At 43.8% G+C, this 24,737-nt stretch carries 25 protein-coding genes and 1 tRNA gene; 12 read left to right on the top strand and 14 right to left on the bottom strand.

The genetic code is table 11. The features are described from left to right. Positions 1-2: 2 nt before the first annotated feature. Entirely contained in the window at positions 3-1,088 is a 1,086-nt protein-coding gene (locus tag PAP_RS00600) for a DUF835 domain-containing protein (RefSeq protein ID WP_158442497.1), read from the bottom strand. 61 nt (positions 1,089-1,149) lie between these two features. Further along, positions 1,150-2,154 carry a phosphoribosylformylglycinamidine cyclo-ligase gene (purM, locus tag PAP_RS00595; protein WP_048164047.1) on the bottom strand — a complete coding sequence of 335 codons (1,005 nt, stop codon included), beginning with the start codon at positions 2,152-2,154 and terminating at the stop codon, positions 1,150-1,152. Between the two features lie 118 nt (positions 2,155-2,272). Between purM and purT the strand changes: the two genes are divergently transcribed. Beyond that, positions 2,273-3,562, top strand: a complete 1,290-nt coding sequence (purT, locus tag PAP_RS00590; protein ID WP_048164046.1) for a phosphoribosylglycinamide formyltransferase 2 — start codon at positions 2,273-2,275, stop codon at positions 3,560-3,562. A gap of 87 nt (positions 3,563-3,649) precedes the next feature. Here the strand turns inward: purT and purE are convergent, their stop codons facing one another. The 3 genes from purE to PAP_RS00575 form a co-directional block, all read right to left on the bottom strand. Further along, entirely contained in the window at positions 3,650-4,081 is a 432-nt protein-coding gene (gene purE / locus PAP_RS00585) for a 5-(carboxyamino)imidazole ribonucleotide mutase (protein ID WP_048164044.1), read from the bottom strand. A gap of 69 nt (positions 4,082-4,150) precedes the next feature. Next, positions 4,151-4,906 carry a hypothetical protein gene (locus tag PAP_RS00580; RefSeq protein ID WP_048164042.1) on the bottom strand — a complete coding sequence of 252 codons (756 nt, stop codon included), beginning with the start codon at positions 4,904-4,906 and terminating at the stop codon, positions 4,151-4,153. Between the two features lie 2 nt (positions 4,907-4,908). Next, a complete protein-coding gene (locus tag PAP_RS00575) occupies positions 4,909-5,568 on the bottom strand; it encodes a hypothetical protein (protein WP_048164041.1) in 660 nt (219 codons plus the stop codon). Between the two features lie 134 nt (positions 5,569-5,702). Here PAP_RS00575 and purD point away from each other — a divergent pair, with 134 nt between their 5' ends. Genes purD through purL form a run of 5 tightly spaced genes read left to right on the top strand, consistent with a single transcriptional unit; the run spans position 5,703 to position 11,218 of the window. Beyond that, entirely contained in the window at positions 5,703-7,001 is a 1,299-nt protein-coding gene (gene purD, locus PAP_RS00570; RefSeq protein WP_048164039.1) for a phosphoribosylamine--glycine ligase, read from the top strand. Between the two features lies 1 nt (position 7,002). Continuing rightward, a complete protein-coding gene (locus PAP_RS00565) occupies positions 7,003-8,142 on the top strand; it encodes a formate--phosphoribosylaminoimidazolecarboxamide ligase family protein (RefSeq protein WP_048164038.1) in 1,140 nt (379 codons plus the stop codon). Positions 8,143-8,152: 10 nt separating this feature from the next. Next, positions 8,153-8,398, top strand: a complete 246-nt coding sequence (gene purS / locus PAP_RS00560; protein WP_048164036.1) for a phosphoribosylformylglycinamidine synthase subunit PurS — start codon at positions 8,153-8,155, stop codon at positions 8,396-8,398. A gap of 1 nt (position 8,399) precedes the next feature. Further along, positions 8,400-9,071, top strand: coding sequence for a phosphoribosylformylglycinamidine synthase I (gene purQ / locus PAP_RS00555; RefSeq protein ID WP_048164034.1), 672 nt, complete (start codon positions 8,400-8,402; stop codon positions 9,069-9,071). A 5-nt stretch (positions 9,072-9,076) separates the two neighbouring features. After that, the gene (purL, locus tag PAP_RS00550) at positions 9,077-11,218 is read left to right on the top strand and encodes a phosphoribosylformylglycinamidine synthase subunit PurL (protein ID WP_048164033.1); all 2,142 of its coding nucleotides are present in this window, start codon (positions 9,077-9,079) and stop codon (positions 11,216-11,218) included. A 42-nt stretch (positions 11,219-11,260) separates the two neighbouring features. Here purL and guaB read toward each other — a convergent pair whose 3' ends face one another. Next, positions 11,261-12,718 carry an IMP dehydrogenase gene (gene guaB, locus PAP_RS00545; protein WP_048164031.1) on the bottom strand — a complete coding sequence of 486 codons (1,458 nt, stop codon included), beginning with the start codon at positions 12,716-12,718 and terminating at the stop codon, positions 11,261-11,263. A 264-nt stretch (positions 12,719-12,982) separates the two neighbouring features. Here guaB and PAP_RS00540 point away from each other — a divergent pair, with 264 nt between their 5' ends. Together PAP_RS00540 and PAP_RS00535 are read left to right on the top strand one after the other, a co-directional pair. After that, positions 12,983-13,273, top strand: a complete 291-nt coding sequence (locus PAP_RS00540) for a hypothetical protein (RefSeq protein ID WP_084177516.1) — start codon at positions 12,983-12,985, stop codon at positions 13,271-13,273. Positions 13,274-13,528: 255 nt separating this feature from the next. Beyond that, positions 13,529-14,299, top strand: coding sequence for an ATPase domain-containing protein (locus tag PAP_RS00535; RefSeq protein WP_048164029.1), 771 nt, complete (start codon positions 13,529-13,531; stop codon positions 14,297-14,299). Positions 14,300-14,547: 248 nt separating this feature from the next. Here the strand turns inward: PAP_RS00535 and thsB are convergent, their stop codons facing one another. After that, positions 14,548-16,176, bottom strand: coding sequence for a thermosome subunit beta (gene thsB, locus PAP_RS00530; RefSeq protein ID WP_048164028.1), 1,629 nt, complete (start codon positions 16,174-16,176; stop codon positions 14,548-14,550). 174 nt (positions 16,177-16,350) lie between these two features. On the opposite strand from thsB, the gene PAP_RS00525 reads away from it, so the two are divergent. After that, positions 16,351-17,370 (top strand): tetratricopeptide repeat protein, encoded by a 1,020-nt coding sequence (locus PAP_RS00525; RefSeq protein ID WP_048164026.1) that lies wholly within the window; start codon positions 16,351-16,353, stop codon positions 17,368-17,370. A gap of 42 nt (positions 17,371-17,412) precedes the next feature. Here PAP_RS00525 and PAP_RS00520 read toward each other — a convergent pair whose 3' ends face one another. The 3 genes from PAP_RS00520 to taw3 all read right to left on the bottom strand — a co-directional run bounded on the left by PAP_RS00520 (position 17,413) and on the right by taw3 (position 18,568). Beyond that, positions 17,413-17,688, bottom strand: a complete 276-nt coding sequence (locus tag PAP_RS00520) for an elongation factor 1-beta (protein WP_048164024.1) — start codon at positions 17,686-17,688, stop codon at positions 17,413-17,415. Positions 17,689-17,698: 10 nt separating this feature from the next. Beyond that, positions 17,699-17,878, bottom strand: coding sequence for a zinc finger domain-containing protein (locus PAP_RS00515; RefSeq protein ID WP_048164023.1), 180 nt, complete (start codon positions 17,876-17,878; stop codon positions 17,699-17,701). A gap of 93 nt (positions 17,879-17,971) precedes the next feature. Continuing rightward, positions 17,972-18,568 (bottom strand): tRNA(Phe) 7-((3-amino-3-carboxypropyl)-4-demethylwyosine(37)-N(4))-methyltransferase Taw3, encoded by a 597-nt coding sequence (gene taw3 / locus PAP_RS00510; protein ID WP_048164022.1) that lies wholly within the window; start codon positions 18,566-18,568, stop codon positions 17,972-17,974. Between the two features lie 89 nt (positions 18,569-18,657). On the opposite strand from taw3, the gene PAP_RS00505 reads away from it, so the two are divergent. Then, a tRNA-Leu gene (locus tag PAP_RS00505) sits at positions 18,658-18,745 on the top strand. Positions 18,746-18,829: 84 nt separating this feature from the next. Here PAP_RS00505 and PAP_RS00500 read toward each other — a convergent pair. Together PAP_RS00500 and PAP_RS00495 are read right to left on the bottom strand one after the other, a co-directional pair. Beyond that, positions 18,830-20,149 carry an acetate--CoA ligase family protein gene (locus PAP_RS00500; protein WP_048164021.1) on the bottom strand — a complete coding sequence of 440 codons (1,320 nt, stop codon included), beginning with the start codon at positions 20,147-20,149 and terminating at the stop codon, positions 18,830-18,832. Positions 20,150-20,153: 4 nt separating this feature from the next. Beyond that, a complete protein-coding gene (locus PAP_RS00495; RefSeq protein WP_048164019.1) occupies positions 20,154-21,248 on the bottom strand; it encodes a CGP-CTERM sorting domain-containing protein in 1,095 nt (364 codons plus the stop codon). Between the two features lie 78 nt (positions 21,249-21,326). Between PAP_RS00495 and coaD the strand changes: the two genes are divergently transcribed. After that, positions 21,327-21,800, top strand: a complete 474-nt coding sequence (gene coaD, locus PAP_RS00490) for a phosphopantetheine adenylyltransferase (RefSeq protein ID WP_048164018.1) — start codon at positions 21,327-21,329, stop codon at positions 21,798-21,800. Between the two features lie 57 nt (positions 21,801-21,857). After that, a complete protein-coding gene (locus tag PAP_RS00485) occupies positions 21,858-23,123 on the top strand; it encodes a phytoene desaturase family protein (RefSeq protein WP_048164017.1) in 1,266 nt (421 codons plus the stop codon). A 43-nt stretch (positions 23,124-23,166) separates the two neighbouring features. Here the strand turns inward: PAP_RS00485 and PAP_RS00480 are convergent, their stop codons facing one another. Further along, positions 23,167-24,081 (bottom strand): D-2-hydroxyacid dehydrogenase, encoded by a 915-nt coding sequence (locus PAP_RS00480; RefSeq protein WP_048164015.1) that lies wholly within the window; start codon positions 24,079-24,081, stop codon positions 23,167-23,169. Between the two features lies 1 nt (position 24,082). After that, positions 24,083-24,730, bottom strand: coding sequence for a TIGR00153 family protein (locus PAP_RS00475; RefSeq protein ID WP_048164014.1), 648 nt, complete (start codon positions 24,728-24,730; stop codon positions 24,083-24,085). Positions 24,731-24,737: the final 7 nt, after the last annotated feature.

Raw genomic sequence — 24,737 nt, 5'->3', positions numbered from 1 at the left:
CTCTACACCTCAACTCCCAAAACCCTCTTAAGCATACCCATCTCTTTTTCATCCCACGCAGTGCTGTCTATTACAAGGACAAGTGTACCCCCATAGACTGTTATATAGTCCTTGAGCGCACTTAAAAACTTTGCAATCGAAATAAACTCGTTATAAGCTCGTAAATATTCGATGCAGTCGAGAAGGATTACGCCGCTAATTCCCTTTTTCTTTGCTTCTATTAAGTACCTGCATGATAGTTCTACAATCTTCTCCGGCTCTGTGGGAGAAATGCTCCTATAGCCCGCCACTTTGGTTATAAAATAAACCTCCCAGTTCTCAGGAGCCTCTTTTACTTTTCTAAGAAAAGCTAAGACAGGGGCATCTCTTAAATGCTCTTTAATCTTTGGGTACTCTCTTGGACTTATTATCATGACCCCCTCTTTAAAATCCACTTGAGAGACTGGCCTGTTTAAATTCCGGAACTCATCTGAAGAGACCACAACAAGTACCAGAACTACCTCAAAAAGGGTAAACAGTGCACCTAAAATAAAACCTATAGGAGCAAACCATTCCACAGGCCTCAAAAATGGATAATCCATCTTATGTATACCATAAATCATAAATGCGGCAGCTAAATAAGTCCCTCTTTTCATGTATACGCCGTGAAGGCCGAAGAGCAGAGCTCCAGTGAAGAAGTGGAAAAAGCCTGCAATTCCATACATCAGCGCCAGCTCATCAAAACTAGGATTTGCACCTTCCTTGAGGGCATAATACGTAATTATATACAGAGTCAAGATTAAGGGAGCTAATCCAGCGATGTTCTTAATGTATGGCTGAGATGGGGACATGCCCTCTTCTTCAAGGAGAATAAACGCACCATAGAACAGTAGAGACACCGCAAGGGCCTGAAATATAGCAAGGCCATACTGTTCGCTAACAATATCTGAAACTATGGATAGGGCATCTACTAAAAATGCAAGAGACCAGAATAATGCAGATTTCCGTTTATAGCTTACATATGCATGGAGAAGGAGAACGAAAGCTGATAATTTTAAGAGAGTATTTATCCCCTGTCCCACAGCCAGTACAAGCGAATTCACGGTCATCCCTATTAAAACTATATCTATACACATATAAGAATATTTCTCCTTAAAAAGAGTAAAGGGGTCAGAGTGTTATCCCGTAATTCTCGACATTGACAGCAGGTGCGTTAACAACCATCCCAATTTCATGAGCGGGATAGTATCTATTAAGCACGTCAAGTGCTCCTTCCTTCTCCTCCTGAGCAACAACAACCACAAAACCTATACCCATGTTGAAAACGCGGAACATCTCCTCAAGAGGGACACCGCTCTCGTGAATTAGCTTAAATATTCCTTTTATCTCAGGCATCTCGAGGGAAAAGCCATATTCTGTAATCCTCTTGAGGTTCAAGAGCCCACCCCCCGTTATATGGGCTAATCCTTTTACCTCAACGCTCTCCAAAAGCTCCAAAATTGGCTTTACGTAGATCCTCGTAGGTTCGAGCAAGTGCTCCCAGAGCTCTCTCCCATCATATTCATAATGAAGGCCATATTTTGGAATCAAGAGCTTCCTAGCTAAAGTCAGCCCGTTTGAGTGTATCCCAGAGCTTTCAATGCCTATTACCGCATCTCCCGGTTTTATTTTCTTCCCAGTTATTACCTTCTCTTTCTCAACAACACCAATAGCAGTTCCCGCCAAGTCGAAGCCGTTTACAAGCTCAGGGAGGACAGCTGTCTCCCCTCCTACAATAGCTATACCACTTTGCTTTGCTCCTTCGTATATCCCTTTGGCGATTTCGGCAAAAACTTCATCATTGGGCTCTTTCACCGCTAAATAGTCCACTAGAGCTATCGGTTCGGCTCCAACGCAAATTAGGTCGTTAACGTTCATCGCTATCATGTCAATACCTATAGTGTCGTACTTTCCAACTGCCTCGGCCACCAAAATTTTCGTGCCTACCCCATCAGTCGTCATCGCGAGGTAGAATTCCTTGAAATCCATCAAAGCGGCATAGTGACCTATGTCCTCTTTAGGCTCGCCGAGCTTTCCTTTTCTAAACTCAAAAGATGCTTTTGCAAGAGAGATAATTCCCCTTAGGGCTTTCTGGGTTTTTTCATCATCAACACCAGCTTGAGCGTAAGTGAGCATAGCCATCACCAAAGTGGAGTCGCAGTAAGGCTTTAAAAATTTTGCCATTTTTATGTTCAAAAACGCTTAAATATTTGCAAATTTTAACATGATAATGTCAATCAATTGGGTGGTCAATATGGTCGGGATAAGAAATGAGATAGGAACTCCCTTAACGGATTCTGCTGTTAAGATCCTCCTCCTTGGAAGCGGCGAATTGGGAAAGGAGATAGCCATAGAGGCTCAAAGACTTGGTGTTGAGGTTATTGCAGTCGACAGATATCCAAATGCTCCAGCCATGCAGGTTGCTCATAAAAGCTATGTCGGCAATATGAAGGACAAAGACTTCCTTTGGAGCGTCGTTGAGAGGGAGCAACCCAATGCAATAGTTCCGGAGATTGAGGCCATAAACCTAGATGCACTCTTTGAGATTGAAAAAGAAGGCTACTTCGTTGTGCCGAACGCTAAAGCCACTTGGATAGCCATGCACAGAGAGAGGACTAGGGAAACACTGGCGAAAGAGGCAAAAGTCCCCACATCGAGATACGCATATGCTACAACCCTAGATGAGCTCTACGAGGCGTGCGAAAAGATTGGCTATCCCTGCCATACGAAAGCGATAATGAGCTCGAGCGGAAAGGGCTCTTACTTCGTTAAAGGCCCTGAAGACATTCCAAAGGCATGGGAGATAGCAAAGAAGAAAGCTCGCGGTAGTGCGGATAAAATAATCGTTGAAGAGCATATTGACTTTGATATTGAGATCACAGAGCTAGCTGTTAGGCACCTCGATGAGAACGGTAAAATAGTTACAACTTTTCCAAAGCCTGTCGGCCATTACCAAATTGACGGAGATTATCACTCAAGCTGGCAGCCTGCGGAGATAAGCGAAAAAGCTGAGCGCGAGGTTTACAGGATAGCAAAGAAAATTACCGATGCGCTTGGGGGGCTAGGACTTTTTGGAGTTGAGATGTTTGTTAAAGGCGACAAAGTCTGGGCAAATGAGGTTTCCCCGAGGCCCCACGACACAGGAATGGTAACCATGGCATCCCATCCAACGGGCTTCTCTGAGATGGGACTCCACGTTAGAGCGATTTTAGGGCTCCCGATACCCGCAATTGAAGAGAACGGTGTTAGGATGTTCCCACTTTTAACCCCTGCAGCAACCCACGTTATTCTATCGAATCAAGAGGGCTACGCTCCAAGGTTTAGGAACGTTTTCAATGCATTGAGCGTTCCGAACACAACAATTAGGTTCTTTGGAAAGCCTTCAGCATACAAGGGAAGACGCTTGGGCGTTGCTCTTGCTTGGGACAATGATGTGCAGAAAGCAAAGAAGAAGGCGGAGAAAGTTGCCCACATGATAGAGCTCAAAGCTAGGAGCGGAGAGTGGCAGAGTCAAGAGTTTATTAAAAAGAGGCACCTGCTCTGATTTTTTCTTCTCCAATTTTAAGAATTAAAAAATCAGTTCCATTTTGAAAAAGAAAGGATGGTAAACCAGCCTCTGAAGAGAGAACAGTTATGTTCGCATCTTCTCCCTGTATTCTTCAAGTTTTTTCTTTAAGTTTTCATCTTTTAAAGCCAAGATTTCTATGGCAAGCAATGCTGCATTTTTTCCATTGTCTATTCCCACTGTAGCAACGGGAATTCCAGGCGGCATTTGAGCAATGCTTAATAGGGAATCCAACCCGCCAAGCTTAGCCGAAACTGGAACTCCTATCACAGGCTTAGTTGTGTGAGAAGCTATAACCCCCGGCAGAGCAGCGCTTAAGCCCGCTATGGCTATGAAAACGTCGTAGTCTTTCTTTGCTAATTCCTCAACTTTTTTCGGGTTTCTGTGTGCAGAAGCAACTTCCACTTCGTGTTCAACACCAAACTCCTCTAAAACTTTAGTAACCTTCTCAGCGATGTGAGAATCACTCTTGCTCCCCATAACGACGAGTACCTTCACATCTACCACCAACTTAACAAAAGAATGTAAAAATTAATAAGCTTTTCGGAAAATTTAGACAAAAAATTGCTAATCAACGGACCATATTTCAATGCCCTTTTTGGTAAATTTGTATTCAAACCGCTTTACTTCGCCAAACTCTGGTGTTTTTATTACTAAAAGCTCTCTTCTAATTCCTCCATCAGTAATCTCACTCATTGTCCTTAAAACGTAATTGGACCTTCTGTAAATAGAGGGAAGCACTTTGCTTCCTTTTCCTGAGTATACCCATATATTGGTTCCTTTTGGGAATTTAATATAAGCTTCATGTCTCCGCCTAACGTCCGCTGAGACTTCAAGGTACCTCAATGTCTCATCTTTACTAAAGATTCTCTCATATTCTGACAGATCCATGACAACTCCCCAAAGCTCTCTCCCATCAAAGAGTCCAAGTTGAGCCCACTCCTCTTTTAGTGCTTTAACAACTTGTGCATACTTTACTGAGAGTAGTTCAAGCGAAACTGCCCCTTCTAAATACCAAACGTTCTCACAATTGTGTTTTAAACCGTAGATGCTCCCAAAAGTGTCTATTATTGAAAATCTTCTGCTCTCTAAATACTTTTTGAAGTCTATCCCATGCTTTTTGAATATTTTAAAGAGTACTGGGATGGGGTAGCTTATGTTGAAGAAGCCTACGAGGTTATCTTTCTCGAGCTTCCTCTTAATAAGTTCGAAGAGTAACTCCCTGCCTCTAGAGCGGGCATCCACTTCATGGAGAAGGATGTATGAAGTAGGTCTTATTTTGCCAATTTCCTTATCGAGAACTTCAAACTCCCAAGAATACATCGCTAGTCACCTCCGAATAAATCAAAAATAATCTCTTCGCCCCCTTTTGTAATTATTCCAACCTTCTGACCGTCCTTAAAGAACGTCTCAATAACAATGTCAGAATATGAGTAAATAATTCCCTCAAGCTCCGGGCATTCCCAACTGTTGTAAATTGCCACCGCCCGTATATCTTCAACACAATGCTTGCTCTCATACTTAGCCGACAATATAAGTTTATAGGTCTTTATAGGCTTTGAGAAAAGTTTACAGACACTTGAAGACAAATATGTAAAGAACCAGAGCTCTTTGGCATCATTTCTACCCTTCATGACATTAAGGAGCAACTCTCTAAACTTACTCACGAATACAGAATCATCTATGTATCCTTTGACTTGATAGACACCATCAAAATCACGCTCTATCCTGTGTATGCTTCCAAAAACATCAAAAACAAACAAATTCTTACCCAATACTCCCTCAAAGTCAACTCCGAGTATCTCCAAATTTTCCTTAAACACAAGAATAGGATCATATACAATTACAAAAACAGTTTTTCCCTCTTCTAAAAGTTTTTTAAGAAGCAAAAGACCAAACAGTTCTCCGTTAGATTCAAGGTCTCTCTCAATTATACTCAAAACACCATTTCTAGGTATTGACTTAAGCAGTTCATTGATGTTCATGCTTCTCCCCCCATGATAAAATTGTAACTTTGCAGTTTAAATAATTGCTGGAAGTGATAGGAAACGAATTTAACAAATTTTTGTTAAAACAAAACTTAAAAATATCAAATTTTAACAAAAATTTGGTGATGGTCATGAAAGTCCTTTTAGTAGGTGGTGGTGGAAGAGAAAATGCTATCGCTGAGGCACTGGTTAAAAGTGGTGCCGAGCTTTATGTGGTTGCTAAGCATGTTAATCCAGGCATTAAAAGGCTCTGTAAAAATTATGGGCTCGTAAAGGAAACCGACGTTCCTAAAGTGCTTGAACATGCTCTCAAGTGGGGCGTCGAGCTGGCGTTTATAGGTCCCGAAGCACCTTTGGAAAGAGGTATTGTAGACATTTTGGAGGGAAAAGGAATCCCAACAGTTGGCCCTTCAAAGGAAGCAGCTCAACTTGAGACCAATAAAGCATTTGCAAGACAGATAATGGAAAAATATGAAATCCCTGGAAGAAAAATGTTTAAAGTTTTCACCAATGTCGGAGAAATGAGAGAGTGGATAGACAATTTTGGAAAGCCCGTTGTTGTAAAGCCCCTAGGACTGACAGGCGGGAAAGGTGTTAAGGTTGTAGGCTATCAACTTAAGGATAATGAAGAGGCAAAGGAGTACGCAAAGGCGCTCATCGAAAAGGATGGGAGAGTTTTAGTCGAAGAAAGAACAGATGGGGTAGAGTTTACATTTCAAGTTTTCACGGATGGAAAGAAAGTAATACCCATGCCATTAGCCCAAGATTATCCTCATGCTTATGAAGGTGATGTTGGACCAATAACTGGAGGAATGGGGTCATATTCTTGTGAAAACCACCTATTACCATTTGTTAACAAGGAAGATTACGAAAAGGCCTTTGAAACTCTCAAAAAGATCATCGACGCGATGCGTAAAGAAGGGATTCCCTATAAAGGCATTCTCTACGGTCAGTTTATGCTTGCCAAAGATGAGCCAAAGATAATTGAGTTCAACGCCCGCTTTGGAGACCCAGAAGCAATGAACGTTCTTCCGATTCTAAAAACTTCTCTCCTTGAAATTACAGAGGGAATAGTTGATGGAGCACTCAAAAAAGCCGAATTTGAGAAGAAAGCCACCGTTGTGAAGTATCTCGCGCCAAAAGGCTATCCCACTGATCCAATAAAGGGAGTAAACGTTGAAATCAGCGAGGATAAAATCAGAGAAGAAGGAGCTAAAGTTTACTATGCATCAATAGACGAGAACTTCAGGATGCTCGGTTCGAGAGCTCTGGCAGTCGTTGGAATTGCCAATTCTTTGGAAGAGGCGGAAAAGATTGCATCCGCAGGAATAAAGCACGTCAGGGGCGAGATTTTCTACCGCGCTGATGTGGGAACCAAAGAAAGCGTCGAGAAGAGAGTTAGGATTATGAATGAGATTAGAGGTGAATGAAATGATTGAAAGAGAGCAAATTTTGGAAGTTTTGAAGAATTACGATAAGGGAAACATAATTATTGGAGCAATAGGGAGCCACTCTGCTCTGGATATAGCAGATGGTGCTAAAGAAGAGGGTTTTAAGACGCTCATCGTGTCTCAGAAAGGCAGGCACAAAACTTATGCAGAATACTTCAAGCTTAAGAAGACGAAGGACAGCCTAACAAAAGGCTTCATCGATGAGGTAATAATTTTGGAGAAGTTCGGCAAAATCATCGATATTCAAGAAGAGCTGAGGAAGAAAAACGTTATCTTCATTCCCAACCGCTCCTTTGTAGTTTATACTGGCACTGATAAAGTTGAAAACGACTTTTTGGTGCCGCTCTTTGGGAGCAGAAATCTCTTGAGGAGCGAGGAAAGGAGTGAGGAAAAGAGCTATTACTGGCTTTTGGAGAAAGCCGGCTTACCTTATCCAGAGCCAGTTGAAGACCCAAAGGACATAAACGAGCTTGTAATTGTTAAACTCCCTCACGCAAAGAAAAGGCTTGAGCGCGGCTTCTTCACCGCTGCGAGCTACAAAGAGTTTCGGGAAAAAGCGGAGAAGCTAATAAAGCATGGCGTAATCACGGAGGAAGACCTGACTAAAGCGAGGATTGAAAAGTACATCATCGGACCAGTCTTCAACTTTGACTTCTTCTACTCACCCATTGATGAAGAGATTGAGCTTTTGGGAATTGACTGGCGCTTTGAGACGAGCTTGGATGGACATGTTAGATTGCCCGCCTCTCAGCAATTAACTCTACAAGAGCACCAGTTTGAGCCTGAATACACCGTTTGCGGCCACGCGAGCTCCACTTTGAGGGAGTCCCTCCTTGAGAAGGTCTTCGACATGGCCGAGCGCTATGTGGAGGCTGCAAAGAAGTACTACTCGCCCGGTGTTATTGGACCATTCACACTCCAAACGGCTGTTGACAAAGATCTCAACTTCTACATCTACGACGTCGCTCCAAGGACGGGAGGAGGAACGAACATTCACATGGCGATGGGACACCCATATGGCAACGTCCTCTGGAGAAAGCCAATGAGCACTGGAAGGAGGATCGCTCTTGAAATTAAGAGGGCTATTGAGTTAGATGAGCTTGAGAAGGTTGTTACATGAGGTGATGCTCATGAAGTGGAAGGCTAGAATTATCGTTCGCTTAAAGGAAGGATTGAACGATCCTGAAGGGAGAGTTATTGGAAAGGCACTCAAAAATTTGGGCTATAAAATTGACGAGCTAAAAGTTCCAAAGTACTTCGAGGTTGTCTTTGAGAGCGATGAGCCGGAAAAGGAAGTGGAAGAGATGTGCAAACGCCTGCTCGCGAACCCTGTGATACATACATATGAATACGAGATAGAGTCTTTGGGTGAGTGACATGCCCAAATTCGCTGTTATAGTGTTTCCTGGAACAAACTGCGACTTTGAGACCGTCAGCGCCATAAAAAAAGCAGGAGGTAAAGCGGAGCGTGTTTGGTACAAACAAGGCCTCAAAGACTTTGACGGCGTTGTTTTGCCCGGTGGTTTCAGCTATGCCGATTATTTGAGAGCAGGGGCAATAAGCGCGAGGGCAGAGATAATGGAAGAGGTCAAAGCTCTCGCCGGTGAAGGCAAACCGGTTTTAGGAATTTGTAATGGCTTTCAAGTTTTAACCGAGAGCGGGCTTTTGTCCGGAGCACTGAGACCTAACAAAATCCCAAGATTCCTGTGCAGGTGGGTTTACCTTAAAGTCAGCGACACTCAAACCACGTTTACCAAATTCTATGAAGAAGGGGAAGTCATTAGAATGCCAATAGCCCATGCTGAAGGCAATTACTACGCTGATGACTTGGGTAAAGTAAAGATAGCCTTCCAGTACAGCGATGAAAAGGGCAACATAATTGAAGAAGCAAATCCAAACGGCTCGCTCTTGCACATAGCGGGAATAAGCAATGAAAAGGGTAACGTCTTGGGAATGATGCCCCATCCGGAGAGGGCGAGCGATAAATGGCTTGGAAGTGAGGATGGGCTAAAGGTGTTCAAATCGATGGTGGAGTATGCCAAGAGGTGATTCTCATGTTTCCTCACGAAGAAAAGCTCATTAGAGAAAGGCTCGGCAGAGAGCCGAACGAAGTTGAAAAGGCCATGCTTGAGGTAATGTGGAGTGAGCATGCATCATACAAATCAAGTAGAAAATGGCTTAAGCTTCTACCTACCAAGAACGAGCACGTGATTTTGGGCCCCGGAGAAGACGCTGGTGTTGTAAAGTTTGATGAGAACACCGCTATAGTTGTTGGAATAGAGAGTCACAACCATCCCTCGGCTGTTGAGCCTTATGGTGGAGCAGCCACAGGCGTTGGCGGAATTGTGAGGGATATACTTTGTATGGGCGCTCGCCCAATAGCGCTCCTCGACCCTATACGCTTCGGGCCCCTTGAGAAGGAGCGCAACCGCTATCTCTTCGAGTATGTTGTTAAGGGAATAGCTGATTATGGAAACAGAATCGGTGTCCCAACAGTTGGTGGGGAAACGGAATTTGATGAAAGCCTTGACAACTACACACTTGTGAATGTAGCATGCATAGGCCTAATGAGTCCCGAGGAACTGGTGCACAGCTATGTTGAGGAGAGTGGACTTCTCCTGGTTTTGGTGGGAAACAAAACGGGAAGAGATGGAATCCACGGCGTAACTTTTGCGAGCGAAGAGTTAAGCGAGAATGCAGAAGAGGAAGACCGCTCCGCGGTGCAAATTCCCGACCCGTTCACGGAGAAGCTTTTAATTGAGGCAACCCTTGAGGCACTGAAGACGGGCAAAGTTAAGGCACTTAAAGACCTTGGCGGCGGTGGATTGACGTGCGCTTCATCGGAGATGGCCGGGAAGAAAGGCTTCGGTGCAATAATTTACGCCGATAGAGTACCACAAAGAGAGCCAAACATGAATGCCATGGAAGTCATGATTTCAGAGAGCCAGGAGAGAATGCTCTTTGCAGTGAGGAAGGAGGACTTAAATGAAATCACAAAAATTTTTGAGAAGTATGAGCTTGAATGGGTTGTGGTTGGAGAGACTATCGAAGAACCGCGCTACATCGTCTATTGGGGCGATGAGAAGATAGCGGATTTGCCAATAGGCCTTCTGGCAGATGTTCCCATAATAGAGTGGGAAGCTAATCCCTATAGCATTGAAAAAGATGTAGAAACGCCGGAAATAAGCGTTGAAGAAGCTCTCATTAGGGTTCTCTCAAGTCCAAATGTAATAGACAAGGAGTGGGTGTATAGACAGTATGACCACGAAGTTCAGGGGAGGACTGTTCTAAAGCCCGGTTTAGATGCAGCAGTTTTAAAGATAAACGATGAGTATGGACTGGCTTTTGTGAGCGATGGAAATCCCTCCTACTCGTACCTAAACCCATACCACGGAGCCATGAGTGCCGTAGTTGAGGCCGTGAGGAACCTAGTGAGTGTGGGAGCAAGGCCTTTAGCTTTAGTGGATAACTTAAACTTCGCCTCTCCAGAAAGGCCCGAAGTTTACTGGAGCTTCATAGAGACTATTAAAGGCTTGAGGGATGCCGCTAAAGCCTTTAGCTTAGCTTATGTAAGTGGGAACGTGAGTTTTTACAACGAAGTCGGCAACAAACCGATAAAGCCAACCCCCGTTGTAGCTGCTCTCGGTAGAGTGAAGCTCGAGAACATCACTACAATGAACTTCAAGAGCGAAGGTGAGATGATAGGGATAGTTGGAATAACGAAGAAAGAGCTCGGCGGAAGTGAGCTCTACCGCGTTCTTGGCATTGATGGAGGAGTTGCTCCAAAGGTTGAGCTCGAGAGGGAGAAGAAGAACGCAGAGGGCATTTTAAAGGCAATAGAACTCGGTTTGGTGAAAGCGGTTCACGATGTGAGCAAAGGTGGAATAGCGGTGGCATTGACGGAGATGGCTCTCGCTGGGGGAGTGGGCTTTGAAGTTGACATAAGTAAAGTTCCAGTGGAAAGAGAACTCTCCCCGGTGGAAGTGCTCTTTTCAGAAAGCCAAGCTCGCTTTATAGTCAGCTTTAACAAGGAAAGCCTCGAAAAGCTCAGAGAGCTGTTTGACGAATTTGCTGTGATAGGGGAAGTGAAAGGAGAAGCACTGCTCTTTAAGAACAAGGAAGAAGAATTGACAAGGTTAAGCTTGGAGAAAGCTCAAGAAGTTTACAATTCACTCCCAAAGCTTTTGGGAGAGTAATTTTCTCTTCTTTTTAATCCAAAGAATGAAGAGAAAAAGGGCTCACTTGCCGACTGGGTAGTTTGGGGCTTCATTTGTGATGAATATATCGTGCGGGTGGCTCTCCTGATAGCCCGCTTGCGTGATTATAACGAATTCTCCCTTTTCTTTGAGCTCCTCTATATTTCTAGCCCCAACATAGCCCATTCCTGCCCTAAGGCCACCTATGAGCTGATATAAAACTTCTCCAAGGCTTCCCTTGTATGGAACAACGCCTTCAACGCCCTCAGGCACGAACTTCCTCGTTTTCATATGCCCTTTTTGATAGTATCTCTCTGCACCTCCTTTCATCATCGCCCCAAGGGAGCCCATTCCCCTGTACTGCTTGTACCTTCTTCCGTTTATGACAACTTCCTTGCCCGGCGCTTCTTTAGTTCCCGCCAAGAGTCCACCGAGCATTACAGCGTCAGCACCAGCTGCTATGGCCTTAACTATATCTCCGGAATACCTTATTCCTCCATCCGCTATGACTTTCATTCCATACTCTTGAGCTTTATCGGCAACCATTGATATGGCAGTTATTTGAGGAACACCAACTCCTGCCACCACCCTCGTTGTACAAATGCTTCCCGGCCCGATTCCCACTTTAACCGCATCTGCGAAAGTTAAATCATCAACAGCCTTTGGATTCGCAATATTTCCAACTATTAAATCTGCATCAACGTGCATCCTTATCTTCTTCATGGCTCTTATAGCCTTGAGATTGTGGGCGTGGGCTGTATCAATGACGATGACGTCAACGCCTGCTTTGTCGAGAGCTTTTGCTCTCTCGAGATCAAAGGGGCCTACAGCAGCAGCGACTATTAAATCACCGTTTTTGTCCCTAACGGCGTTTTTGTACTTCCTGCGCATCATAAGGTCGCTCATAGTTATGAGGCCTATAAGCCTGCCTTCTTTATCGACTACAGGCAATCTGTCAATCTTATTTTCAACCATTATGTGCATAGCCTCTTCAACGCTTATATCCTCGCCAACGGTGATTACCTCTTTGGTCATTATCTCGCTGACCTTTTGGCCTTCCTTTGCTGCTATGTCCTTTTTGGAGATAACTCCCACAACTCTACCCTCTTCAACGACTGGCAGACCATCGATGCCCTCGCGCTCCATTATGAACAATGCGTAGTCCACTGTTTCTTCAGGCCCTATGGTTATGACATCCTCCACTATCAAGCGCTCTGCCCTCTTTACGCGCTTTACCATCTCAACTTGTTCCTGAATGCCCATGTTCCTGTGTATAACACCTAAGCCTCCTTCGCGAGCCATAGCTACTGCCATCTCCCATTCTGTAACTGTGTCCATAGCTGCGCTTAAAATTGGAATGTTCAGCTTTATTTTGGGTGTAATCTGTGTAGAAACGTCCACATCCTTGGGCTCAACTTCAGTTGCCTGAGGCACCAACAAAACATCATCAAACGTGTATCCCCTAATTGCATTGACAAGTTTTTGCTCAAATTTTCCCATGATTCCTCTGCCTCCTCACCCTTTTTAACATAAACATGACAAGAGGTTTTTAAGGTTTGTGCTGGCAAACACCGAAGGTGGTTATAATGACAAGTGAATCCCACTTTTCCCAGATTTTTTAGTATCTATACAAATTTTGGCGAAGAATTCGCCATATCGACAAAAAAAGTTGAACAAAATTAATAAAGGTTAACACCTGCCTAGTACTGGTGATTGCTATGAGGAGGGAGTGGGAAACCAATCTCTAGGGAAAAATTTGAAAGAGTGGACTATTCTAAAGAAGGAGCTATTTTGGAAGAAATTTTGAAAGAAGGTGTTTACTGGGCTTTTATGGGAAGGCCTTTTGAAGTGCTGCCGTTTTTGAGGGGCAAGCTTTTGAGCGAAGTAGAAAAGCTCAATGGGAAAAGCAAAAACGCAGGAGCTGAGGTAGAACATCTTTTAAAAGAGCTTGAGGAACTCTACAAATCAATAAGTGCTTCAAGCAAAATACATGACGAGCAGGTTAAGCTTGTGCTCTCCTACAGAGGAAAGCTTTTGAAGTGCCTCAAATCATAGAGGAGTTTTATAAACTTCTTCTCCTTTCTTTTAGAAAAGAAATCTGTCTTAACGGCCAAAGGTAGAGAATACAATACCAACAGAAACTCATAGAAACGTATTAATAACTATCAAAAAGTACTAGAACAAGTCTATAGCCTTTAAAGGTTTCATGAAAAATTGCATAAACATTAAAAATGGTTAGGATATTTTTGCATAATGCCCAAAAAAGTTATATAAAAGTTAAGTTTAATATTTACTATTGAGGGGTGTCCTATGGACGTCATCCCCACAGGAGTTTCCGAAGTGGATGACGTTTTGGGAGGAGGCATAATAAATGGAGGCTTAGTGACCCTGATGTATAATGAGAACTCAATGGGCTGGGTGATAGGCATAAAAATTCTCAAAAAGCTTCTTGAAGAGGGAGGATTTGGAGTACTAATCAACACAAGCCTGCCATTAACAAAAACGTTCATAAGGCTGGAATATGTCGGATTAAATGCTGAAAAATACGCTGAAGAAGGTAAATTAATCATAATAGATCTCTTTGCTTCAAAATACAATATTAAAAGCGACAAATCCTACGTATACACAATAGAATGGAGGGAAGAAACTACCATATACAAGTTTATCGAACTCCTCACTAAGCTATATGAAAATGTTATTCCAAAGAATAAGGTCGTTGGAATATTTCTCGCTACCCTCGAAGGAGCTTATTACCATTTTGGTCCAAAAATTGGGGATAAAATAATTAAAACATTCCTTGTGGGACATAGTAGACTTATCAAGAGAAATCCCACCTCAAAATGGTTTATTATGATAATGCTAAACAAAGATGGTCTTGACAAGCGGGAAATATCCATTCTAAAGAGTTTCAGCGAGCAGATTATTGAAATTTCAACAGAGGTTACAAAAGAAGGTGTGGTGCAGGTTATCGCCGTTCCAAAATCATTGGTTAATGGATTTGTACCGAAGGCTAAATTGCTTAAAGTCTCCAATGTTGAACTTCTCGGTGTGTGGGACTATCTAGCAAGCATTGGCAAATGAAAGCAATTCTCAAAGCAACTTTTTGTATATGCTTCATAGACTTTTATTTTTGCACTTAAGAAGCAATACTTTAAAAACAGATAAAACAAGTTTTAAGTGGGATGATGACGGAGATTTCGACCGATAGATGAGGAAACTCGCATGGTCTGACCGCCCTCCAAAAGATTTTTTTACGCATAGAAAAGCCGAAGAATACAATTTTAGAAGTTCAACGTATAAACAGAATCAAAAGAAGGAAGAAAAAGGCTTCACTCAAAGTCTTCTCCACCGCCCATGTCGCCGCCCTTGTCTTTCTCGAGCTTGCTTGCAGCGATGACATCGTCGATTCTAAGTATCATTATTGCAGCTTCGCTGGCGCTCTTAATGGCCTGCTTCTTGACCCTAACTGGCTCAATGACGCCGCGCTCCATCATGTCGGCGTGGCCGCCCTCGAAGACGTCGACACCGACTGTTGGTCCCGTCTCCTTGTGTGCTGCTGTTACTTTAACGAGGGTCTCAATTGGGTCGAGACCGGCGTTCTCTGCAAGTGTCCTTGGGATTACCTTCAAGGCCTCGGCGAAGGCCTCGATGGCGAGTTGCTCCTTACCGCCAACTTCCTTAGCGAACTCGTCGAGCTTGATAGCCAATTCGATTTCAGTGGCACCGCCGCCTGCAATAATCTTGCCGTCCTCAACGATGTCCTTAACGACCTTGACAGCATCCTCTAAAGCTCTCTCGACCTCATCAATAACGTGCTCCGTTCCACCCCTAATGAGGATTGTCACAGCCTTGGGGTTCTTGCAGCCCTCAACGAAGATCATGTTCTCGCCGGCAATCTTCCTCTCCTCGACGAGCTCTGCCTCACCGAGGTCCTCGCTTGTGAGGTCCCTTATGTTGGTGACAATCTTTGCACCTGTGGCCTTTGCGAGCTTCTCCATGTCGCTCTTCTTAACTCTTCTAACGGCTAAGATGCCGGCCTTGGCAAGGTAGTGTTGAGCCAAGTCATCAATACCCTTTTGAACGAAGACGACGTTTGCACCGGTAGCAACAATCTTGTCAACCATTTCCTTGAGCATTCTCTCCTCTTGCTCGAGGAAGGCTTGGAGTTGCTCTGGGCTTGTAATTCTAATCTCAGCGTCTGTCTCAGTCTCCTTAACTTCGAGGGCCTCGTTTATGAGAGCGATCTTAGCTCCCTCGACCCTCTTTGGCATTCCTGGGTGGACTCTCTCTTTGTCAATGACAACGCCTTTGATTAGTTGGGTGTCCTTAACGCTTCCGCCCTCCTTCTTCTCGAACTTGATGTTATCGATGTCGACGTGCCACTTACCGTCAATCTTCTCGGCAACTTGCTTAACGGCATCAACAGCAACCTTTGCTAAGTATTCCCTCTCCTCCTCGGCGCTCTTTCCAGTGATTGAGGTTATGGCAGCCTTCAAGAGAGTTGCCTCGTCATCAACCTCAACGTCCTTGGCAATGCTGTCGATGATTTCTTGGGCCTTCTCAGCGGCCATTGTGTAACCCTTAACAATGATGCTTGGATGAATGTTTTGATCAAGCAATTCTTCAGCCTTTCTTAAGAGCTCCCCAGCAATAACGACAGCTGTTGTTGTACCATCACCAGCTTCCTTGTCCTGGGTCTTGGCGACCTCGACCATCATCTTAGCAGCTGGGTGTTGAATGTCCATCTCATCTAAGATTGTGGCACCATCGTTTGTGATGACGATGTCTCCGAGGCTGTCTACGAGCATTTTGTCCATTCCTTTTGGTCCGAGAGTTGTTCTAACTGTTTCAGCAATTATTCTTGCAGCAAGAATGTTCAACCTTTGGGCATCCCTACCAACATACCTTTGGGTTCCCTCTGGAAGAATAACAACTGGTTGTCCTGCGAGTTGGGCCATCTCGACCCACCTCCCTTTATTTTTTAAAATACATTATGAGGGGTTTTAGTTACTCTTTGTGTATCCATCAATAAGTTCCTTTGAATTATTTATAAATTTTACGCAAATAGATGCGTTTAACAAAAATCCATAGGTTTTTAACAGAGAGGATAAACTTTGAAGTGGTGAGAATAAATGGAAGAGTTTTCAAAAGCTTTGGAAGTAAAGGACTGTGAAAAGATACTCGAACTCCTGGATGATTATCTCCACACAGTGGAAAGAGAAGATCAGATTATAGAACTCCTCGAGAAACTTGAAGATGCTGCGGTAGAGTGTGAGAGCTATGATTTGGCGCATGAGATAGCTCACATCTACGCCCACTTAAACAAAGAGGAAAAGATAATCGAGCCGTATAAGCGCATTTTAGAAAAAGTCAAGGAGAATGAAGAGAAGTACATCCAAGCACTCTATCACTTGGCAGATGCTTACGAGCATTTTGGTTTCCTTGAGGAGGCCATAAACGCTTATGAGGAGCTTTTAAACCTTGAGAGAAAGAGAGGGGATGAAACAGAAGAGGCCCTAACACTAGCCCACTTGGCGCTTGCGCATGAAGAGCTCGAAGACTTGGAAAAAGCTATTGAGTTTATGGAACAAGCAAGGGAGAAGTTTCAGAAGCTTAACGATGAGCTCAATTACTTGATAAGCCTAGTGGATTTGGCCCACTTCTACTATGAGGCTGGAAAGGATGAAAAAGCCGAAGAACTCATCAGAGAGGTTCTCAAAAAGCCAAGGAGCGATGAGATTGAGGTCAACGCTCTCCTCGTGAAGTCTGAGATAGAGGCCGAGAGGGAGAACTACAGGGAAGCATTTAAAGATATAAGCAAGGCCATGCTCAAAGCATTGGAAACGGACGAAAATCTGTTTCTCTTTGCCTTTGAAACGCTCCAAAACTTTCTAGAGGCACTGTTCAATGAAAAGCTCTTCGAGGAGGTCTATGAAAACGTTGATGTCCTTGTGAATGCCTTCGATGATGTCAACAAGGACTACGCGAACTTTTTCAACGCTCTTGGAGAGCTTGCCAAGCTCAAAGAGGGCCAAGAAAAGGCCAAAGCTAGGTTTGAAGAGCTCTACACTTCAATAGAAAACGAAGAGCTTAGAGAAATTCTCAATGACTTCAAGGAAAAGGGAGTTAAGTTCCTAAACATAGGGCTTTAAGCCCTTTCTATTTTAAACCAAAACAAATTAAAAAGAAAGAGTTCAGATTCTTGAAACTGTTGTAACCTGAGCGCTCTCCACTTCTTCAATCTTCTCGAGTTCTTCGGCGACAGCATCGAAGGAATAGCCCTCAGCATCCTTTCCGAGGAGGTAAACGTTCAAAGCGACTAAACCAAAAGCTATTGGCTCCCTCTCAATCTTTTGGAAGCCGAACTTCTCTGGGATTGCACTCTTGATCTTCTCCTCAAGCTCGTCTAAGTTCACATCTGGGTCGGTTGGCATTACCTTAATAATTCCAACTAAGTTGAAATCGCTCATCTACACCACCTCAAGGTCCTTCCCATCCGCACTTGGGGCACTTGTAAGTGACGCCTAAAACGCGGCAGCTTTCACATCTCCAAATTACTTCCTCACCACAGTTGGGGCAGAGGAAGTGTGTGCTCTTTTCTCTTGGTGTTATCTCCTTTCCGCATGATGTGCACACAGGTACTTTAATTTCCATCTCCATTCCAAACCACCTCCAAGAAATGCGGTTCTTCAATTATCGTGAGATTCTTATTTGGGTTAAAGGCAATCGTTTATAAATCTTACCGTTGTGCATTTAAACGCTCAACTTCCCAATTTCATCCTCAAGCGTTCTAAGCTTTCTTTTGCTCCTCCTCAGCTGCCTATTGGCCATATCTACCACGCGTTCTAAGTAGTCTTCACTTACCCACATCTCGCCCTTTTCTCCAAGGGGGACATCGATGCGCTCTGTGGAGTAGATCTCAACGAGGAGCTTCTTATGGCTCACGCTCTTAATGTTGGAGTTCTTAAATCCACTCATAATGGCTAAGTTTAAGAGTGCAACTGCGTCTTCAAGCGTTTTGGATGCAACATGCAGAATCGGACTGTGGAGCATGAACCAGAGCATGCCATCATTGTGCTTAGCTATCGCTTCCTTGACTTCCTCGAGAGATACTTCACGGTGCCATTTGCCGAGCCATTTAGCATTTAATTTATCCCCAAAGTCCGGCATCTCCATAACAACTATTCTCCCGGAGCAGGAGGATGTTGTAAAATAGCTCTCGAGGGAGTTTATCTTCTCAAGGAGACTTATAATGTCTCTATCAACTAACCCTCTGTTTAAAGCTTCGTTTAACTTTTCCATCGCAAGCCTCTTCTGAAGTTCAAAGTTTTGGGTATACAGGTAGGGCATGATAGATGGGAGGAAAGCGGATTTAAAAAAGTTTGGGCGTAAGGTTTTTAAGGCATAGCCCTCTCATAGTTAGATGACCGCTCTTTAGAGCGGGGGTTGCCGAGCCTGGTCAAAGGCGGTGGACTCAAGATCCACTCCCGCAGGGGTTCGAGGGTTCAAATCCCTCCCCCCGCACCATAGATTTCCCAAAACTCTTTTATGAATGTATTTTTGTGGGATCTCTCTATGGAATTCTAAAGGATGTGTAAATTAAAAAAGAAACTATTCCCTAAGGGTGAGCCATTTCAAAGCTTTTGCAGCCCTTTCCGGTGTTGGAAAGTTCTTTATGCCGTGCTTCTCTAATAGTTCCACCCCACCTTTAACGAGCTCTCCGGCCATGAAGTTAACTATGATCGGCTTCTCGCACTCCGCGTCCATCACAGCTTTAGCTATCTCCTCACTTGGAATGAATATCGGCGGCACGCAGATTACCAGTATAGAATCCACATTCTCATCCTTTGCAACGACCTCTATAGTTCTCTTATAGCGCTCGTAATCAGCATCGGCAATTAAGTCTATTGGATTTTTAGTCGAACATTGAGGTGGCAAAAACGAGCGGAGTTCTTCTATTGTCCCTTTACTCAGCTCTGCAATCTCCAAGCCAAGCTTTTCTGCTTTATCCGTGGCTAAAACGCCAGGACCGCCAGAGTTGGTGATTATAGCCACCCTTTTACCTGCCTTAGCATACATTTCAAAAACTTTCGCCGCATCGAAGAGTTCTTCCATCTCTTCTACTTCTATTGCCCCGCTTTGAGTAAACGCAGCTTTATAAATTTCATAACTTCCCGCCAAAGAGCCGGTGTGGCTTTGCGCAGCTTTGCTTCCGCTTTTACTTTTACCCGCTTTCAAGATTATTACTGGCTTTTTCTGGGCAGCATACTTTAAAGCATCCATAAAGCGGCGTCCATCCCTAACGCCTTCAATGTAAAGAGCTATAGCCTTTGTGTTAGCATCATCAGCGAAGTATCTCAAAAAGTCGCTCTCATTTAGATCAGCGGCATTTCCATAGGAAACGAAGGCCGAAAAGCCTATTCCCTCCTCATTGCCCATCGCTAAAGCTGCCCCTCCAAAGGCACCGCTCTGTGAGATTAAAGCTAAACCCCCTTTATTAACACGAACCTCAAAGGAGCCGAAAAAGCTAGCATGAACTCCAAAGATGCCGGCACAGTTGGGGCCTATGATTCTAACCCCTTTTTCTTTTGCCTTCTCGAGGAGTTCCTTCTCAAGCTCAGCGTTGCCGACTTCAGAAAAACCAGCACTTATAACAACTGCACCTTTGATTTTATCCCCAATCTCCTCTATGAGTGGAGGAACAAAACGAGCGGGGATAGCTATTATCGCAACATCAACGCTTTTTTCCAGTGTTTTAAATATATCAATCCTATTTCCAGCGATCTCAACTTCGCCGCCCTTTGGATTTACCGGGATTATTTCACCCTCAAAGCCGCCTTCAAGGATGTTTCTCAAAATTTCGTAGGCTATCGCTCCTCTTTTGAATGAGCCAAATACTGCAACCGAAGAAGGATAAAAGAAAAAGTGCATAAATTCACCTCCTTCTCCTATAGAGTAGCAGAGGTATTAACGATATCCCTAAAATAGCTCCCGGGCCACATATGCTCTTCTTTTCGACGTAGAGGATGCTCACGCTTTTGCCATCGCTGCTCATAGCCGCGAAGGGGCCGCTTACGTGAACGCTGTCAAAGCGGAAAGGCAGTTCAACCGTCACGTTCCAGCTCTTCTTTGTGAAGCTCTCCTCGTATTTTATACTAGGTTTTGCCTCTCCCCAGATTACAAGCTTATTTCCATCCCTCTTTGAGCTTATGCTGTTGATGTCCATCGCCTTCTCAAACTCCTCCAGAACTTTCTTTTCGTGATATTCGCTCGGTTCTATCCCTTCAAACGTGGCGTTAAACTTTAGGAAGCCGCTCCAAGTGTCGTAGCTTAATGTTATGCTTTTCGTTGTGTTTGCTAAAAACTCTTCGAAAGGAACAAACGTTGTTTTGTTTTGAGTCTCCATCGTCTTGTTCATAGCCTGCTCGTAAACTGCAGAATCAAATGTTATAATTACAATCGGGAGGTAATCGCCGTTCTCCCATTTAGCCACGTTTTCTTCAAATTCTTCAGGAGCTGGGGCCAAATTCAGTACGTAAGCCTCTTTGGGGAGCACGAGGTAGAGGTTGTTCCACTTATAGCTAAGAACCCTATTTTTGTATATGAACCTCAATGGACCATAAAAGCCAGATTTTAGGGTTTTATTATCTTCCACAAGATAGTTGTACCACTTGAACTGAACCACAGCACTCCAGTTTTTTCCTACTTTGACAAGTCCATCAGCAGGGATTACTATTTGAGCATCTGGATACTTCTTTTTCACATCATCAACAAAGTTCCTGTAGATTAAAGAATAAAGCAGGTTTTCAAAGGCCTGATTTGCCTTTTCTTCTCCATCTTTTTTCAAAATGCTCTCAAGCTCAGCAATTTCGGTTGGGTCTTTCAACTTTGCATTTATCCTAAAAAGTGCCGAGCCTGATTCGGAAACGGTTATATACACGTTTAAGTCGAACAAGTGCTGCTCTTCATAAGCGAAAGCAAAGTTTGAGAATATAAGCATCCCCACAATTAAGAACAAGAGCCTCTTCATTCTCTCACCCCCAAGGTTTTTCTAATAAAAGATAAAAAAAGTTATTGGTTCCCATGTCTAAATTAGGTGGGGAAGGAAATGAAGAAATACAAAAAAGTAGTCGTTGGAGGAACGTTCGACAGGCTTCACCTTGGGCATAAGGCACTCTTAAGAAAAGCCTTTGAGGTGGGAAAATACGTTTATATAGGCTTAACAGCTGATGAAATGACAAAGAAGAAACCCTACGCTGAAAAAATACTTCCCTACAGGATTAGACTCAATGACTTGTTAAAGTTCTTTGAGGTTAACGGTTATAAAAATTACCGTATTATAAAAATTCACTCAGCTATAGGATTCACCGCAGAAATGAAGGAATTGGATGCCATTGTTGTGAGTGAAGAAACCTACAAAGGCGCCCTCTTGGTTAACAAAGCCCGGAGAGAAAAAGGGCTGAAGCCTCTAGAGATAGTAAAAATTGGAATCGTGAAAAGCAAGCTTGGAAATAAAATAAGCTCCTCACTCATAAGGGCAGGCTTGATAGACCCTTTTGGAAATCCCAGACACAGAAGGTGAAGCTAACCTTCGACAAATTTAATAAATTCCTCATGCACTCTTAATTTGGTGGAAAAGATGAAGAAAAAAGTGGTGACCGTTGGCGCTGGCCTTGGCGGACTACTAACAAGTGCATTCCTAGCGAAAGAAGGTTACGATGTTGTGGTCTTGGAAAAGGCCCCATACGTCGGAGGCCGCTTCACAAATCTCTCATACAAAGGCTTTCAGCTCTCAACAGGCGCTCTTCATATGGTTCCTCACGGAGCGGACGGACCTCTAGCTCATCTCCTCAAGCTCTTAAATGCTAAAGTTGAGATAGTGAACTCGAATCCAAAGGGTAAAATCTTCTATAATAGAGAGCTCTTCCACTACCGCGAAGGATGGAAGCGCTTAAGCCTCAAGGAGAAAGCAAAAGCAATGAAACTCCTTGCTGAGATTAAGGCAAATCGCCTCCCCAAGAAAAATGAGTATGAGAACGCAAAAGTTTGGATTGAGGATAAAATAGGAGAGAACGAGTTCGTTTTTGCTTTCTTAGAGAGCTTCGTTGGCTGGGCAATCAGCTTAACCCTTGAAGAAGTGCCGGCTTTAGAACTCGCAAAAGAGATAAAAGCGACCTTAAAGTGGGGAGGACCGGGGCTGATAAAAGGAGGATGTAAAGCTGTAACAGACGAACTTGCGAGAATAGTTCAAGAAAACGGAGGAAAAGTGCTTACTAGGAAGAGGGTTGTTGAAGTCGATGAGAACAAAATTATCACATCCGACGGGGAGGAATTTACCTACGATATCTTAATCTCGAACATTGGAATAAAAGAGACTGTAGAGCTTTTTGGAAGAGACAACTTCGATAGAGAATTTCTAAGAGAAATAGATGCTCTAAAACCTGCGGAAGGGATAAAATACAACATTGCTCTAAAAGGCGGCCCTAGAATAGGAAACACCGTTATTTTCACTCTCGACACAAAGAGAATAAACGGCTACAATGAGCCTTCCGCAATATCACCCGAGCTTACAAAAGAGGGCTACACACTTATAATGGCCCACCAGGCCATTAGGAGCAAGGACTTGAAGAGGGAGCGCGAGCTTGGAATTGAAGACTTATACACTCTCTTTCCAGAGCTGGATGAAGAAGGAGAAATTTTAATGGTGCAGAGCTACATGGAGAGCAACCCAGTAAATAGAGTCGCGTCCGGACAAAATCATCCAGACTTCCCAATGGAAAACGTCTACATAGTTGGGGATGCCAACAAAGGTGAGGGAGGAATCGAAGTAGAAGGAATCGCTCTGGGAGTTATGCAAACTCTCCAAAAGCTCGGATTAAGAGATTTCAGCTCCTGGTATTTGTAATTACTCCTCTTTTTCATAAAATCTAAGAATAAGAAAATGGGCATCAGCCCTTCAAAACTTTAACGACCTTTTCAGCGACCTCAACGCCAGCTCTCATTTGAGCCTCCACAGTGCTGGCTCCTATGTGTGGTGTAAGCACAACATTGTCGAGCTTCGTTAGCTCATGTCCGACTGGGAGGGGCTCTTCCTCAAAGACGTCCAAGCCAGCGCCGGCAATCCAGCCTTCCTTGAGTGCTTTAACGAGAGCATTCGTATCAATTATAGGGCCGCGGGCGGCGTTTATAAGGATGGCAGTTGGCTTCATGAGCTTCAATCTTTCCTCATTGATTAAGTGGTATGTGCTGTCTAAGAGCGGGACGTGGAGCGTAACGACATCACTTTCCTTTAAGAGTTCCTCAAGCTCAACAAACTTTCCTCCTACTTCTTTAGCCCTCTCCTCGTTTGGATATGGGTCGTAGAGGAGAATGCTCATGCCCATAGCTTTGGCTATCTTTGCGATATTATAACCAATCCTTCCAAAGCCTACTATTCCCAAGGTTTTACCCTCAAGTTCAAAGCCCATACACTGCTTCTTGGCCCAAACGCCTTCCCTCATCTTTCTATCGGCAAATGCTATTTTCCTTGCGACGTTGAACATTAGAGCTAAAGCAAGCTCGGCAACGCTTCTGCTTGAGGCACCAGGAGAGTTGACGACTTCAATGCCCCTCTCCTTTGCAGCATCCAAATCAATGTTATCAAGGCCAACACCAGCCCTTCCAATAACCTTGAGGTTTGGAGCGTTTTCTATGACTTTGCGCGTTACTTTGGGCTTGCTTCTAACGATTATAGCGTCAACATCCTTAGCTAGCTCCAAAAGCCTCTCCTCATTGGGATACTCTTCGTAAACTACCTCAAAACCAGCGTTCTTCAAAACATCAAACGCTTTTTCGTGCAGTGGTGCGGCAATCAAAACCTTCATGTCAACCCCTCCTTTTTATTGCTATGAGCATAACTTGGTCAGAGGCATCTTCAGCCCTATCGGCTATGTCGCCGATTTTGGTTATTATCTGATCCCAAATAAGCTTTGCATATGTGCTAATTTCTTCACTCTCGAATATTTTGCCCAATAGGTCATGTTCATATTTGTCCGACTCTTCTTCAAGCTCCTCAGTCTTCTTAGTGTACTCCAGCGCTTTATCAACATCCCTGTCTAAGAACACGACAGATTCTTCAAGCATGCGGTAAGTTTCTAAAGAGGCTTGGACTACTCTCACTATCTCATCAGCCAACTCCTTTGGAACCTTTGGCTTTGCGAGTATTAAAATGTGAGAAGCACTTTCAGCTGCATCAGCAACATTGTCTATACGCTCAACCAAGCGTGCATAATCTCCCCGGTTTACAGGTAAAAAAGCTCCTCTGTAGAGCATAGTTTCGATTCCTCTCCTCAGCCCATCCGCTTCCCTTTCAAATAGCTCAACTTCTTTTACTAGACTCTCAGCTTTTTCTAAATCTTCGTCGAGATAGGCTTCAACGAGCTCTTTAAACTTCTCCAATGTCTTCTCAACAGCTTTTAGGTGATCGTGCAAAACTTCAAAGACATTATTTTCTTTTCCACCGAATAGCCCCATGCCACTC

The sequence above is a fragment of the Palaeococcus pacificus DY20341 genome, assembly GCF_000725425.1.
GTDB classification, from domain to species: Archaea; Methanobacteriota_B; Thermococci; order Thermococcales; family Thermococcaceae; genus Palaeococcus; species Palaeococcus pacificus.
Note: the sequence above shows the minus strand (reverse complement) of the source record. Positions and strands in the feature narration are given on the sequence as shown.